Source organism: Shewanella sp. SM71, from assembly GCF_025653905.1.
In the GTDB taxonomy this organism is placed as follows: domain Bacteria; phylum Pseudomonadota; class Gammaproteobacteria; order Enterobacterales; family Shewanellaceae; genus Shewanella; species Shewanella oncorhynchi.
The window spans coordinates 67,175-82,404 of the sequence record NZ_JAKKRW010000007.1; the positions used below are offsets into that span (position 1 = coordinate 67,175).

General features: G+C 44.8%; 12 protein-coding genes and 3 tRNA genes. 11 read left to right on the forward strand and 4 right to left on the reverse strand.

Annotated features, from left to right (window positions below; all coding sequences use genetic code 11):
* The first annotated feature begins 155 nt into the window (after window positions 1-155).
* Entirely contained in the window at window positions 156-1,826 is a 1,671-nt protein-coding gene (gene glnS, locus L5L97_RS08595) for a glutamine--tRNA ligase (protein WP_219250251.1), read from the forward strand.
* Window positions 1,827-2,005: 179 nt separating this feature from the next.
* Here glnS and L5L97_RS08600 read toward each other — a convergent pair whose 3' ends face one another.
* Window positions 2,006-2,602 (reverse strand): Yip1 family protein, encoded by a 597-nt coding sequence (locus L5L97_RS08600; protein ID WP_105252940.1) that lies wholly within the window; start codon window positions 2,600-2,602, stop codon window positions 2,006-2,008.
* Window positions 2,603-2,885: 283 nt separating this feature from the next.
* Between L5L97_RS08600 and miaE the strand changes: the two genes are divergently transcribed.
* Complete coding sequence (gene miaE / locus L5L97_RS08605) at window positions 2,886-3,656, forward strand: tRNA isopentenyl-2-thiomethyl-A-37 hydroxylase MiaE (RefSeq protein WP_263181128.1); 771 nt, start codon at window positions 2,886-2,888, stop codon at window positions 3,654-3,656.
* Between the two features lie 167 nt (window positions 3,657-3,823).
* On the opposite strand, the gene L5L97_RS08610 is transcribed toward miaE, so the two are convergent.
* On the reverse strand, window positions 3,824-4,549 hold the full coding sequence (locus L5L97_RS08610; RefSeq protein ID WP_105252938.1) for a UDP-2,3-diacylglucosamine diphosphatase: 726 nt from the start codon (window positions 4,547-4,549) through the stop codon (window positions 3,824-3,826).
* 8 nt (window positions 4,550-4,557) lie between these two features.
* A complete protein-coding gene (locus tag L5L97_RS08615; protein ID WP_198572192.1) occupies window positions 4,558-5,052 on the reverse strand; it encodes a peptidylprolyl isomerase in 495 nt (164 codons plus the stop codon).
* A 140-nt stretch (window positions 5,053-5,192) separates the two neighbouring features.
* Between L5L97_RS08615 and cysS the strand changes: the two genes are divergently transcribed.
* On the forward strand, window positions 5,193-6,572 hold the full coding sequence (gene cysS / locus L5L97_RS08620) for a cysteine--tRNA ligase (protein ID WP_263138180.1): 1,380 nt from the start codon (window positions 5,193-5,195) through the stop codon (window positions 6,570-6,572).
* Between the two features lie 162 nt (window positions 6,573-6,734).
* Here the strand turns inward: cysS and folD are convergent, their stop codons facing one another.
* Window positions 6,735-7,589, reverse strand: coding sequence for a bifunctional methylenetetrahydrofolate dehydrogenase/methenyltetrahydrofolate cyclohydrolase FolD (folD, locus tag L5L97_RS08625; RefSeq protein ID WP_263138181.1), 855 nt, complete (start codon window positions 7,587-7,589; stop codon window positions 6,735-6,737).
* 460 nt (window positions 7,590-8,049) lie between these two features.
* Here folD and L5L97_RS08630 point away from each other — a divergent pair.
* The 8 genes from L5L97_RS08630 (at window position 8,050) to hupB (ending at window position 15,056) form a co-directional block, all read left to right on the forward strand.
* A tRNA-Pro gene (locus L5L97_RS08630) sits at window positions 8,050-8,126 on the forward strand.
* 117 nt (window positions 8,127-8,243) lie between these two features.
* A tRNA-Arg gene (locus L5L97_RS08635) sits at window positions 8,244-8,320 on the forward strand.
* A gap of 9 nt (window positions 8,321-8,329) precedes the next feature.
* Window positions 8,330-8,405: transfer RNA gene (locus L5L97_RS08640), tRNA-His, on the forward strand.
* A 261-nt stretch (window positions 8,406-8,666) separates the two neighbouring features.
* Window positions 8,667-9,971 carry a trigger factor gene (tig, locus tag L5L97_RS08645; RefSeq protein ID WP_028760469.1) on the forward strand — a complete coding sequence of 435 codons (1,305 nt, stop codon included), beginning with the start codon at window positions 8,667-8,669 and terminating at the stop codon, window positions 9,969-9,971.
* An 89-nt stretch (window positions 9,972-10,060) separates the two neighbouring features.
* Complete coding sequence (gene clpP / locus L5L97_RS08650; RefSeq protein WP_063883148.1) at window positions 10,061-10,669, forward strand: ATP-dependent Clp endopeptidase proteolytic subunit ClpP; 609 nt, start codon at window positions 10,061-10,063, stop codon at window positions 10,667-10,669.
* 84 nt (window positions 10,670-10,753) lie between these two features.
* Entirely contained in the window at window positions 10,754-12,034 is a 1,281-nt protein-coding gene (gene clpX / locus L5L97_RS08655) for an ATP-dependent protease ATP-binding subunit ClpX (RefSeq protein ID WP_028760467.1), read from the forward strand.
* Window positions 12,035-12,166: 132 nt separating this feature from the next.
* Window positions 12,167-14,524, forward strand: a complete 2,358-nt coding sequence (gene lon, locus L5L97_RS08660; protein WP_105252934.1) for an endopeptidase La — start codon at window positions 12,167-12,169, stop codon at window positions 14,522-14,524.
* 259 nt (window positions 14,525-14,783) lie between these two features.
* Window positions 14,784-15,056 carry a nucleoid-associated protein HU-beta gene (hupB, locus tag L5L97_RS08665; protein ID WP_006081127.1) on the forward strand — a complete coding sequence of 91 codons (273 nt, stop codon included), beginning with the start codon at window positions 14,784-14,786 and terminating at the stop codon, window positions 15,054-15,056.
* The last annotated feature ends 174 nt before the right edge of the window (window positions 15,057-15,230 follow it).

Here is a 15,230-nt window from a genome sequence, read left to right on the forward strand (position 1 = left end):
CAGCTTTCATGGCTGCTTTTATTGTTTTACTATCGCGGTTATAAACCCAAACAGTCAAAAACCAGAGTTTTTAACCCTAGGCATTGTAACTAGTGGTGATCTGTAGGATCATGCTGGTTTTCTTAAAATTGCCATTGTTCGCAAAGAGGAATTCCATGAGTCATGTGGACACTGAAGTACGTCCGAGTAACTTTATTCGTAATATCATAGATGAAGATTTACAAAGCGGTAAGCACACGAGTGTACAGACTCGTTTCCCGCCGGAACCGAATGGCTATCTTCATATTGGTCATGCTAAATCTATCTGCTTAAATTTTGGGATAGCGCGAGACTATAACGGTCTGTGTAATTTACGTTTTGACGATACTAATCCTGAAAAAGAAGACATTGATTATGTTAATTCTATTCAGGCGGATGTGCGTTGGCTTGGATTCCAGTGGGATGGCGATGTTCGCTATTCATCAAACTATTTTGATCAGTTACATCAATATGCGGTTGAACTGATTAATAAAGGTTTGGCTTATGTGTGTTTTTTGAATGCGGATGAAACCCGTGAATACCGTGGTACGTTAAAAGAGCCAGGTAAAAACAGTCCTTTCCGCGACACATCAGTCGAAGAAAACCTCGCCTTATTCGCTAAGATGCGCGACGGTGGTTTTAAAGAAGGCGAGTGCGCATTGCGTGCCAAAATTGATATGGCATCGCCATTCATGTGTATGCGTGATCCTATCATCTACCGTATTCGTTTTGCCCATCATCATCAAACAGGTGACAAGTGGTGCATTTACCCAATGTACGACTTCACGCACTGTATTTCTGATGCGTTAGAACATATTACCCACTCTTTATGTACATTAGAGTTCCAAGACAACCGTCGTTTATACGATTGGGTGTTGGATAATTTGAACGATTTTCAAGCGCCGAATCGTACTCGTCAATACGAGTTTTCCCGCTTAAATCTCGAATATACCTTGATGTCTAAACGTAAGCTGAACGACCTTGTGACCCGTAAACTCGTGTCAGGTTGGGATGACCCACGTATGCCAACGATTGCAGGCTTACGTCGCCGTGGTTATACACCGGCGTCAATTCGCGAGTTCTGTCAACGTATCGGCGTGACTAAGCAAGAGAATATGATTGAAGTCGGCATGTTAGATGCGTGTATTCGTGAAGAATTGAACGAACATGCACCGCGTGCGATGGCCGTATTGCGTCCATTGAAAGTCATCATTGAAAACTATGCTGAAGGTGAACTTGAGTACATTCAAGCGGCCGCTCATCCAAATGATGAGAGCATGGGGACGCGTGAATTAGCCTTTGGCCGAGAAATATTGATCGATGTGGCTGACTTTAAAGAAGAAGCCAACAAACAATACAAACGCTTAGTTACAGGCAAAGAAGTGCGTTTACGTAATGCCTATGTGATTAAAGCTGAACGTTGTGACAAAGACAGCGAAGGTAATATCACGACGGTTTACTGTACTTATGATCCTGAAACTTTAGGTAAAAACCCTGCAGATGGCCGTAAAGTCAAAGGCGTGATCCATTGGGTTGAGGCATCTACTGCCAAGCCTGCTGAATTCCGTCTCTATCAGCGTTTATTTACCGATCCTAATCCTGCTGCGGCAGAGACTGTGGATGAAGTGTTGAACCCTGAATCATTGATCGTTGTACAAGGTTTTGCAGAAGCAAGCCTAGTGAATGCACCTGCGGAACAAGCCTATCAGTTTGAGCGTGAAGGCTATTTCTGTGCTGACAGCAAAGATTCGTCAGCGGATAATTTAGTGTTTAACTTAACTGTAGCGCTGCGTGATTCTTTCGAATGATTTTGCTTAAGTGGATCTGTTTGACTGAATGAGTAAAACAGATCTGCTAACTCGCTCAGAGCGTTAATTCAACTCAAAAAAGAAGGCCTTTGCGGCCTTCTTTTTTATTTTCTGCTACAAATCAATTGCGACGCAGAGCTTGAGTTGCTGTTGATTAAATTTGTGATGAATTAAAGTGGTTATTGGTACATAGGACCAAAGCCTAAGCTCCATAAAATGACACTAGTTGCCATTAGCCCCACCAAGAGTACTAAGCCTGCTGTCACCATAGAGCTGGCGTAGATAAAACCTTTCTCTTCAGGGATATTCATAATGATAGGCACCCCCGCGTACAGTAAATACACTGAGTAGGCTAAACCAATCAACCCTACTATCATGATAAACCATAGCACTGGATATAATGCGGCTAAACCGACCATAAACAACGGGGTTGCAGTGTAGGACGCGAGCTCTAATGCTTGGGTGTAAGTTGGGTTAGCATCGAAGGTTTTTGCCATCCAATAGGCTAAATAGGCAAGGGCGAATACACCTGCAATCAGGCCTAAATACATGCCTGCGGACATAAACAGGGCGCTTTGTGGTGTAAGGTAAATAGGATCGCCAGCGCCAGGATTCCAGCCAATGTAAGCTGTAGCTATATAGCTGCACACCGCCGGAATTAAGGCGATAAGTACTACATGGCTTAAGCTACTTTTCAGTGCCTCATGGTTTTTTTCAATGGTTTGCCACTCTTGTTTTGGATGAGTGTATAGCCCCATTAAGTGATTCAGTATCATTATAATTATCCTTGTTCAGCATTGATGAATGGCTCGCCAAACGTCAGACGAGCTGATAACAGCTCTACAATCGAGGTTAAAATAGTGTCCTGTCTCTTTATCCATCGATTGGTTACACATCGAGAAGTGAGAGGCTGTGTGATCAGGATCTCAGTTCTTTAGAGTGTAGATTATTTATTGAACAAAAAGTTCAGCGCGTCAAGTTTACTTAAGCCTAATGCTATAGCTTATGAGTAAATATGCGTAAAATAGTGCGATATTCAGAATGATATTGAGTGAGTCCATGCTGCAACTTCTTGCCCCCATCCACGCATTTCTTCACTGTGAAACACCGCAAACTTGGATTGATGTCGCGATAAAATCAGATTCCTTGGATGAGTTGCTGATCGACCATTGTAACTGTGAGTTAAAAGCCGCTCAGACAGCGATTTTTTTGCTAAGAAAATATGCGTTAGATAAAGACAGTGGTCGAGTTCTGTTGGCGTGGGCTAAACCCTATGAAGAGTTTATTTATTCGCAAGAACATGATGTGGAAAGTTTTTTAGCCCGTGATGTGAAAAAGAATGAGTTGGTAACTGACCTTATACCTAAGCCCAACTTTAAGTTTGCTGCGAATTTAGTTTCACCTTTAATCCGCTTGATTAAAGAAGAGTTTCATCATTTTGAACAAGTATTGGATTTAATGCACAAGCGCAGTATTGATTACCGCAATATTCGCGCGGGGCGTTATGCCAAGGGCATGATGAGTCATGTGACAACCCATGAGAAAGATATTTTGCGGGATAAGTTGATTGTAGGGGCATATATTGAGGCTCGCTCGTGCGAGCGCTTCGCTAAACTCGCGCCTTATTTAGACGGTGAGCTGAGTAAGTTTTATGTGTCACTGCTGCGCTCTGAAGCGCGACATTATCAAGATTATCTTGCGTTAGCTCAGTTGGTTTCACCTGAGGATATTAGCGAGCGAGTGAAGTACTTTGGCGAGTTAGAAGCGGAGTTGATTTTGGCGCAGGATGATGAGTTTCGTTTCCACAGTGGGTCGCCTCTATTAAATTAATTTGAACGGTTTTGCTTCCCCAAACGAGTAGAGTTAAGTCCATATAGCTGAAACGATTAACGGTTCTAAAAAACCGTTAATCACAGTATTTTCAAGCTATTAAAGCTAAAAATTTAAGCTATTTAAGCTTAAGTAACGCTAAATGAGGCCTACTTAAGCCAATGCCTTTAGGTCATCATAGGGTCGAAGGGTAAGGACTGTAAATTAATCCCTTCAGCGCTCACACTGAGCACACTGCCTTGTTCATACCAATCGCCAACCACTATACGCTTACAGCCATTAGCAAGTTGATGAATGGCTGGTCTGTGGGTATGACCGTGGATCATATGCTTAGTGTGTGTCTTGGCAAATAACACATCGACCGCATTGGGCTCTACATCCATGATAGTGTAGCTTTTTTGCTTATTGCTGTTCTTGCTCTTACTGCGAATTTTATCAGCAATGCCCTGACGGGTTTTCTTGGATAAACAACCATACAGCCAACGAGACAGCGATAAACTGCGCAGTTTTCGAAAGCGTTGGTAGGCCTTATCTAAAGTACATAAGCTGTCGCCGTGCAAAATTACAGTGTCGACACCGTATAAATTGAGGCGAGTGACTTCGGGTAAAATTTGCATGCCTGCGGCGCGCGCAAATTGTTTGCCTAGCATGAAGTCACGGTTGCCATGGATAAAATACACGGGCAACTTTTGTGATACTTGCTTGAGTTTTTCGGCGATGTCGAGGGCAAAAGGTAAGGCAATATCATCACCAACCCAGACTTCAAACAAATCGCCTAAGATATAAAGGGCGTCGGCATCATCGAGTTCAGTGTCGAGAAAGCGAGTGAACGCTTGGGTGATATCAAGGCGATCTGCACTCAGGTGCAGATCGCCTATAAATAGAGTTCGCATTCGCCGTATTATGCCGCGACGCTGACTTTTTCAATCACAATGGCTTCTAATGGCACATCTTGATGCATACCACGGTTGCCAGTGCTAACGGCCTTGATTTTTTCGATAATGTCCATGCCTTCAACGATTTCGCCGAATACGCAGTAGCCCCAGCCCTGTGAGGTTTCTGATTTAAAATCGAGGAAAGTGTTGTCGTTCACGTTAATGAAGAACTGCGCAGTAGCTGAATGTGGATCTGAAGTACGCGCCATAGCGACAGTACCAGTACGGTTTGATAAACCGTTATTGGCTTCGTTCTTCACTGGCTCGTTACAACGCTTTTGGCTCATGTCTTCGTTGAAGCCACCACCTTGGATCATGAAACCGTCTATCACACGGTGGAAGATAGTGCCGTCGAAGAAACCTTCGTCAACATATTTCATGAAGTTTGCTACTGTTAACGGCGCTTTCTCAGCGTTCAGTTGCAGTTTAATGTCGCCCAAATTAGTGTGTAATGTGATCATGTTTTCATACTCAGTGTAAATAGTGGCGCGATTCTAACTTATCTCGGATTGCGCGCAAAGTGCAGTATTCAAAACCTGTCAGGCCGTGATAGACTGACTCCTTGATTTTACACCTGAATGTATCATTGAAGAGAATATCGATGTTGAAGATTTACAACAGTATTACCCGCCAAAAACAGGAATTTAAGCCAATTAATCCCGGGAAAATTGGGATGTACGTGTGTGGTGTGACCATATACGATCTCTGTCATATTGGTCATGGCCGTACTTTTGTTTCCTTCGACATGATAGTGCGCTACCTGCGTTACGCGGGTTATGAAGTGAATTTTCAGCGCAATATTACTGATGTTGATGACAAAATCATCAAGCGCGCTAACGAGAATAACGAAAGCTGTGAAGCCTTAACCGAGCGTCTTATTGGTGAAATGCACCAAGACTTCGATGCCTTAAATATGTTGCGCCCCGATTTTGAACCGCGCGCGACCCTTCACATTGCTGAAATCATCGACATGGTTGAGTTATTACTCGCCCGTGGTCATGCCTATGTGGCGAGCGATGGTGATGTGCTTTTCAGCGTGGCCTCATATCCTGATTATGGCCGTTTATCGGGCCAGAATTTAGATCAACTGCAAGCCGGTGCTCGGGTTGAAGTGGACGAAACCAAGCAAAATCCAATGGATTTTGTGTTGTGGAAAATGTCTAAACCTGGCGAACCAACGTGGGAATCTCCATGGGGACCGGGTCGTCCTGGCTGGCATATCGAATGTTCGGCCATGAACAGCAAACATTTAGGTTTGCATTTTGATATCCATGGCGGCGGCTCTGACTTACAGTTCCCACATCATGAGAATGAAATCGCCCAGTCTTGCTGTGCCCATGACACACCATACGTCAACTATTGGATGCACACTGGCATGGTGATGGTTGACCGTGAAAAGATGTCTAAGTCCTTAGGCAACTTCTTCACCATTCGAGATGTGCTTGGTCACTATGATGCTGAAACTGTGCGTTATTTCTTATTATCGGGCCATTATCGTAGCCAACTGAACTATTCAGAAGATAACTTGAAACAAGCGCGTTCAGCCTTAGAGCGTTTGTATACGGCGATTAAAGATGTCGACTTAACTGTCGTTGCGGCGCCTGCAGAAGAGTTTGTCGCTAAGTTTAAAGCGGCGATGGATGATGACTTTAATACACCTGAAGCCTATTCAGTCCTTTTTGACATGGTGCGTGAGATCAATCGTTTAAAACTGACCGATATGGCACAGGCATCTGCGTTAGCGGTCACCTTGAAGCAATTAGCGGATGTGTTAGGTCTATTAAGCCAAGAGCCAGAGGCCTTCTTTCAAGGCGGCGGTAGTGACGATGAAGTGGCCGAAATCGAAGCCTTAATCGTTGAGCGTAACCGTGCTCGTACCGAAAAGGATTGGGCTGCTGCGGATGTGGCGCGTAATCGTTTAGATATTTTGGGCGTTGTGCTTGAAGATGGTCCAAGTGGCACCACTTGGCGTAAGAAATAAGCTTATTCGCTATATTTTTAATTCAAGAAAATCTTCAGTAAATAAAAAACCTGCATCATGCAGGTTTTTTTATGCTTGCTAGAACCTAGAACCTAGAACCTAGAACCTAGAACCTAGAACCTAGAACCTAGAACCTAGAACCTAGAACCTAGAACCTAGAACCTAGTCATGATACTGCTCGGCAGCATATAAGGTGTTTTCTAATAGGCTTGCAATCGTCATCGGGCCAACACCGCCGGGGACTGGAGTGATAAAGCTGGCATTTTGCGCTGCAATGTTATATTGCACATCGCCGACTAAGGTGCCGTTATCTAAACGGTTAATGCCTACGTCAATGACGATAGCGCCGGGCTTGATCCACTCGCCAGGAATAAAGCCAGGTTTACCCACAGCAACGACCACGAGATCTGCCTGACGGATTTTTTGCTCGAGATTCTTAGTGAAGCGGTGGCAAGTAGTGGTGGTACAGCCAGCCAGCAGCAACTCTAAGGTCATTGGGCGGCCGACAATATTCGATGCGCCAACCACAACAGCATCTAAACCATAGGTATCAACGCCGGTGGATTTGATGAGTGTCATTATTCCCATTGGGGTACAAGAGCGCAGCACCGGAATACGCTGGGCTAAACGACCGACGTTGTACGGGTGAAATCCATCGACATCTTTATCTGGGCGGATACGCTCGATGACTTTTGAGTCTTCGATATGCGTGGGTAATGGCAGTTGCACTAAGATGCCATCGATGGTCGGATCATCATTCAGACTATCAATCAGGTTGAGTAATTCATCTTCAGTGCAGTTTGTTTCTAAATCGTATGAACGAGAAATAAATCCAACTTCTTCACAAGCCTTACGTTTACTGCCAACATAAACTTGTGATGCCGGATCGGCTCCCACTAATATTACGGCTAAACCCGGTACGCGTTGTCCAGCCTCTTTGCGGGCGGTGACTTTTTCGCTGAGCTTAGTGCGGATGGATTGAGCAATCGCCTTGCCGTCGATTATTTGGGCTGTCATGGGTGTAGGATATCCTTTATATGGGCGATGGTGAAAACAGTAGTTAACACAGAGATTGGCAATCGTGGCTATTTTAACAGGGCACAGCTACTGTGTCATGGTTAAAGCCGTTGCCAAGTGGATAAAAAAAACCAGATTAGCCTGATAATTCAGCACCTAGAGTCGAACGATAAAAAAATCGTTGACGGGTGTAAAGTGAGGGGATAAGATGCGCTCCGTTCTCAGGCAGATGTGTTCATCTTGCGCTGAAACTGTCATGTAAGAGCTTAGGTGATTAGCGCAGTCCGATAGTGCATCCAGATTTTGGATGAGAGCGGACCAGAGGGAACCCTCTGAGTTGATACCAAGTAAAATGTAAGACCTTCGGTGATTAGCACAGTCCGATAGTGCATCCAGATTTTGGATGAGAGCGGACCAGAGGGAACCCTCTGAGTTGATACCAAGTAAAATGTAAGACCTTCGGTGATTAGCGCAGTCCGGTAGCGCATCTGGTTTGGGACCAGAGGGTCAGAGGTTCGAATCCTCTATCACCGACCACTTTATTATCGTTTGCTTCGATGAATTCAAAGATAATTTGGACTCAAATAGGCGAGTGATAGGGTTAGCATAAATGCTTTCCAAATCGGTTAGGATACAGAAAATTCTGTAAACCATGCGCCCGTAGCTCAGTTGGATAGAGCACCCGCCTTCTAAGCGGGTGGTCGCAGGTTCGAATCCTGCCGGGCGTACCAGTTTCAGTGGTGATTGTAGCTCAGTTGGTAGAGTCCCGGATTGTGATTCCGGTTGTCGTGGGTTCGAGCCCCATCAGTCACCCCATTTTTAGTACTTTGAGTACAAATTAAAAAAAGCGACCTTGTGTCGCTTTTTTTATACCCCAGATTCGGCTGTTGAGGCTCGACTCTGCAGAAAACGGTGGCTATAATGTCGCGTCTTGATAGATATCAACTATGAGCGACCAGTGCCTAAAGCCAGTAGTGGTGGGCATTGTAGTCAAATTTAATGATCAAGAAACGAATACCTGAATAGTTGATGAATCGGCTATTACAAAGGACGTTAGACAAATTTCGAGGTAAAACAATGCAAGTTTCTGTTGAAGCAACCCAAGGCCTAGAGCGTCGCCTGACCATTTCTGTTCCTGCTGAACAAATTGAAAAGCTGGTTAAAGACAGTTTACAACGTGAAGCTAAGCGTGCTCGTATCCCAGGTTTCCGTCCTGGTAAAGTGCCTGTTACTGTGATTAACAAACGTTACGGCGCAGCGATTCGTCAAGACATCATGGGTGAAGTGATGCAACGTAACTTCATCGAAGCAATTATTGCTGAGAAGTTAAACCCAGCCGGTGCACCGACTTTTGTTCCTGGTTCAACTGATGGCGAAAAGTTCGAATTTATCGCTACCTTTGAAATCTATCCAGAAGTTGAGCTGAAAGGCTTAGATGCAATCGAAGTAGAACAACCAAAAGCTGAAGTGACTGACGCTGACGTTGACACTATGATTGAAACCTTACGTAAACAACACGCAACTTTCGCTGCTGTTGAACGTGAAGCTGCCGATGGCGACAAAGTGAAAATGAACTTTGTTGGCTCAGTTGACGGTGAAGAATTTGAAGGCGGCAAAGCTGATGATTTCGAATTGCAATTAGGTAGCGGCCGTATGATCCCTGGTTTTGAAGCAGGTATCTTAGGTCACAAAGCGGGCGAAGAATTTGTTATCGACGTGAACTTCCCTGAAGAATATCACGCTGAAAACCTGAAAGGTAAAGCGGCTAAGTTTGCGATTACGCTGACAGAAGTGCAAGCGGCTAACCTGCCAGAAGTAAACGATGAGTTTGCTGCTCTGTTTGGTATCAGCGAAGGTGGCTTAGAAGCCCTTAAAACTGAAATCCGTAAAAACATGAACCGTGAACTTGAGCAAGCGTTAAAAGCTAACGTGAAAGAGCAAGTGATCAATGGTCTGTTAGCTAACAACGATATCACTTTGCCAAAAGCATTGATCGATGGCGAAGTTAACGTTTTGCGTCAACAAGCCATGCAACGTTTTGGCGGCCAATCGGCTAACATGCCAGAACTGCCAGCTGAATTGTTCACTGAACAAGCTGCACGTCGTGTTAAAATCGGTCTGCTATTAGGCGAAGTCATCAAGACTAACGAACTGAAAGCGGAAGATGAACGCGTACAAGGCTTGATCGCTTCTATGGCTTCAGCCTACGAAGATCCAAGTGAAGTAGTTGCTTATTACAACAGCAACAAAGAGCTGATGCAAAACATGCGCAACGTTGCTTTAGAAGAGCAAGCGGTTGAAGCACTGTTGAAATCTGCCAAAGTGACCGAAAAACAAGTCGCTTTTGAAGAATTTATGAACAAGGCTACCGGTCGCGCATAAGCTAAGCTTGACTTGATTAGCTGTTCGCCATTTATAATGGCTCGTATGAGGCTCCTCATGCGAGCCATTTTTATTTAGGGAAGTGAATAATGCATAATGCGTCAGACATACAAAGTGCTTTAGTGCCTATGGTGATCGAACAGACTGCTAAGGGTGAACGCTCATACGATATTTATTCTCGTTTGTTGAAAGAGCGGATTATCTTTTTGGTAGGTCAAGTTGAAGAACACATGGCAAACCTTATCGTGGCGCAATTATTATTCTTAGAATCAGAAAGCCCAGATAAAGATATCTTTTTATACATTAACTCTCCTGGTGGCTCTGTCACCGCAGGCATGGCGATTTATGATACCATGCAGTTTATCAAACCGAATGTTAGCACTGTCTGTATCGGCCAAGCCGCTAGTATGGGCGCTTTCTTGTTAGCTGGTGGTGAGAAGGGTAAGCGTCACTGTTTACCAAACTCTCGCGTGATGATCCATCAACCGCTGGGTGGTTTCCAAGGTCAAGCATCAGATATTGCTATTCATGCCAAAGAAATCTTAGGCATTAAAAATAAGCTTAACCTAATGCTCGCTGAACACACAGGTCAACCGCTCGAAGTGATTGAACGCGATACTGATCGTGACAACTTTATGAGTGCAACTCAAGCCGTCGAATATGGCTTAGTTGACTCTGTGATGACGAAACGCGGCTGATTTTTGCTTTTGACTGAGCTATGCTTTGTAAAAGTTAAGCAAATTTAAGACAGGCAGTAGAGCAGACTGCAAATGAGGTAATTAATGGGCGACAACAAAAATAATGGTGACAGCGGTAAATTGCTGTACTGCTCTTTTTGCGGAAAGAGCCAGCATGAAGTCAGAAAACTCATTGCTGGCCCATCAGTGTATGTATGCGACGAATGTGTTGAGTTATGTAACGACATCATTCGTGAAGAGATTAAAGAAATCTCTCCAAAGCGTGATAGCGATAAATTACCGACACCACATGAGTTGCGTGCACATTTAGACGATTATGTTATTGGCCAAGACAGAGCGAAAAAAGTGCTTTCTGTGGCAGTGTATAACCACTATAAGCGTTTAAAAAATGCATCGCCTAAAGATGGTATCGAGCTGGGCAAGAGTAATATTTTGCTTATCGGTCCAACGGGTAGCGGTAAAACTCTACTGGCTGAAACCCTTGCGCGCTCACTCAATGTGCCTTTCACTATGGCAGATGCTACTACGCTGACTGAAGCGGGTTATGTGGGTGAAGACGTTGAAAACATCATTCAAAAGTTGCTGCAAAAGTGCGACTACGATGTTGAGAAGGCGCAGCGTGGTATCGTTTATATCGATGAAATCGATAAAATTAGCCGTAAGTCAGACAATCCATCAATCACCCGTGACGTATCGGGTGAGGGTGTACAGCAAGCGCTGCTTAAGTTGATTGAAGGCACTGTTGCCGCGGTTCCACCACAAGGTGGCCGTAAGCATCCACAGCAAGAATTCTTACAAGTCGATACTTCTAAGATCCTGTTTATCTGTGGTGGTGCGTTTGCAGGGCTTGAGAAAGTGATTGAGCAACGTGCGCACGTTGGCTCGGGTATCGGTTTTGGTGCACAGGTAAAAGGCGAGAAAGAGAAGGCGACGATCTCTGAAACCTTATCGCAAGTAGAACCTGGCGATTTAGTCAAATACGGTTTAATCCCTGAGTTTATTGGTCGTCTACCAGTGGTTGCGACTCTGACTGAGCTGGATGAAGAAGCTTTAGTACAAATTCTATCTCAACCTAAAAATGCCCTAACTAAGCAATATAGTGCGTTATTTGAGATGGAAGGGGTTGAGCTTGAGTTCCGCGAAGATGCGCTTAAAGCGATTGCTCACAAAGCCATGTCTCGCAAGACAGGTGCCCGTGGTCTACGCTCCATCGTTGAAAGTATTCTGCTGGATACTATGTACGATATCCCATCCGTTGACGGTGTGGTGAAGGCCGTTGTGGATGAATCAGTAGTGAAAGGGGAATCTGCCCCAATCTTGATTTACGAGCACAATGAGGCCCAAGTGGCATCAGGCGAACAATAATTGTACTGATCGCTAATAAACTGAAAAACAAGGAGTCCAATGGACTCCTTTTTTCGTATTAACCATTGAAACTCCATAAAGCGTCCCAATATACTCCAGTATTAATCCATTTCACCAAAACGGAATCGAACTATGACCCAAGAGCGTGAAGCGCATATCGAACTCCCCGTGCTGCCACTGCGAGATGTGGTGGTCTATCCCCATATGGTAATTCCGTTATTTGTCGGACGAGAAAAATCTATTCGATGTCTCGAAACGGCAATGGCGCAGGATAAGCAAATTATTTTAGTGGCGCAGCGTGATGCCGAGCTCGATGAACCATCAAAAGATGACATCTTCGAAGTGGGTACGGTTGCCTCTATTTTACAGTTACTTAAGCTGCCAGACGGTACAGTCAAAGTGCTGGTTGAAGGCGGTCGTCGCGCCCGTATTACCCGTTATACCCAAGAAACAGAATTTTTTGTGGCTAAGGCTGAGTATCTGGAATCAGAACCGCTGGAAGACAAAGAAGAAGAAGTGTTAGTGCGCAGTGCTATTGGTCAGTTTGAAGGTTATATCAAGCTGAACAAAAAGATCCCGCCAGAAGTCTTGACCTCTTTATCGGGTATCGATGAAGCGGCGCGTCTGGCCGATACTATGGCCGCACACATGCCACTTAAGCTTGAAGATAAGCAATCTGTGCTTGAGATGGTCAACGTCGGCGAACGTCTGGAATATCTAATGGCGATGATGGAATCGGAGATCGACCTATTACAGGTTGAGAAACGTATCCGGACTCGCGTTAAAAAACAGATGGAAAAGAGTCAGCGTGAGTACTATCTGAACGAACAGATGAAAGCCATCCAGAAAGAACTGGGTGACCTAGATGAAGGCCATGACGAATTTGAAGCCTTAAATCGTAAGATTGAAGAGGCTAACATGCCCGCTGAGGCGAAAGAGAAAGCCCTCGCCGAGCTTAACAAGTTACGCATGATGTCACCAATGTCGGCTGAAGCGACGGTTGTTCGCAGTTATGTCGATTGGATGACAGCGGTGCCTTGGAGCCAGCGCTCTAAAATCAAACGTGATTTAGCCAAAGCCCAAGAAGTACTCGACACCGATCATTTTGGTCTTGAAAAAGTCAAAGAACGTATCTTGGAATATTTGGCAGTCCAAAGCCGAGTGCGTCAGCTTAAAGGGCCAATCCTGTGTTTAGTGGGGCCACCAGGTGTGGGTAAAACCTCGCTAGGTCAATCGATCGCTAAGGCGACCGGTCGTAAGTATGTGCGTGTTGCCCTCGGTGGCGTGCGTGATGAAGCGGAAATCCGTGGTCATCGCCGTACTTACATTGGGTCTATGCCAGGTAAAGTCATTCAAAAGATGGCTAAAGTCGGCGTGAAAAACCCGTTATTCTTGCTTGATGAAATCGACAAGATGAGTTCTGATATGCGCGGCGATCCGGCTTCTGCTTTATTAGAAGTGTTAGATCCTGAGCAAAATGCGACCTTTAACGATCATTACCTCGAAGTCGATTACGACCTATCCGATGTGATGTTTGTTGCAACGTCAAACTCCATGGATATTCCTGGGCCACTACTTGACCGTATGGAAGTCATTCGTTTATCGGGTTACACCGAAGACGAGAAACTGAATATTGCTAAGCAACATTTGCTGAATAAGCAAATCGAGCGCAATGGTTTAAAAGCCACTGAAATTAAAGTCGATGATAGTGCTATCGTTGGCATTATCCGTTATTACACCCGTGAAGCGGGTGTGCGTTCACTCGAGCGTGAATTGTCTAAGATTTGCCGTAAAGTCGTGAAAATGATTTTGCTCGATAAGTCGGTAAAGTCTGTGACTGTCAACCAAGAGAATCTTAAGTCTTTCCTTGGCGTGCAGCGCTTTGATTACGGCAAAGCCGAGTCTAAGAACCAAATCGGTCAAGTGACTGGCTTAGCTTGGACTCAAGTGGGCGGTGACTTACTGACGATTGAAGCAACCTCAGTACCAGGTAAAGGGAAGTTAACCTATACCGGTTCCCTTGGCGACGTGATGCAAGAGTCGATTCAAGCAGCGATGACAGTTGTTCGGGCCCGTGCGGAACAATTAGGTATCAATGCGGATTTCTACGAGAAGCGTGATATCCACGTGCATGTGCCAGAAGGTGCGACACCCAAAGATGGTCCATCTGCTGGTGCGGCTATGTGTACCGCGTTAGTATCAAGCTTAACGGGTAACCCCGTGCGTGCTGATGTGGCCATGACAGGTGAAATAACCTTACGTGGTGAAGTGTTACCTATTGGTGGTTTGAAAGAAAAACTGCTAGCAGCACACCGCGGCGGCATAAAATTGGTGCTTATTCCAAAAGAAAATGAGCGCGATTTGGAAGAAATTCCAGCCAATGTGATTGCTGATTTAGAAATTCGTCCCGTGCGTTGGGTCGATGAAGTGTTAAAACTGGCACTAGAAAGGCCGGTGGAAGGCTTCGAAGTGGTTAAAAACTTGGCATAACGCAAGAAATTGCGCTATCACGTTAAAAAAAATGAAAAAAGGGGCTTAACAAAGCGCAGACCTGTGGTAGCCTAGGTCTGTGGAGAGCCAGCTGCTCCAAGCCCTTGGCGCAACTGGCTTTGAGCTGTATCCAGTTTTAATTCTTTGGTTTTCGAACTCAGCTTGAACTTTGAATTCAAGCTTGTTATAAAAGCCTCCGCAGACCGCTCTAGAGACGGATTTGGTTGCGGCGCAAAAAAATTACATTCAAGGGGATGACATGAACAAATCTGAACTAATCGAGAAAATCGCATCTGGTGCTGACATTTCTAAAGCCGCTGCTGGCCGAGCACTGGATTCTTTTATCGCTGCTGTGACCGAAGGTCTGAAAGAAGGTGATAAAATTTCTCTTGTTGGTTTTGGTACTTTTGAAGTGCGTGAACGCGCTGAGCGTACTGGTCGCAACCCACAAACGGGTGAAGAAATCAAAATCGCAGCAGCTAAAATTCCTGCATTCAAAGCTGGTAAAGCACTGAAAGACGCTGTTAATTAATAATTAATATCGTAGCCTTTGTAAGGCGTTCGTAATGACAAGCACTGTTTATCAGTGCTTTTTACGAATTGAAAGTAATGGAATATGAAGCTTAATTTCTACCATTACTCGGGGTTTTAGAATTTACCAGTGGTAGCGTCTGAATATTCCCCATAAATTACAGAAAGGCGCATC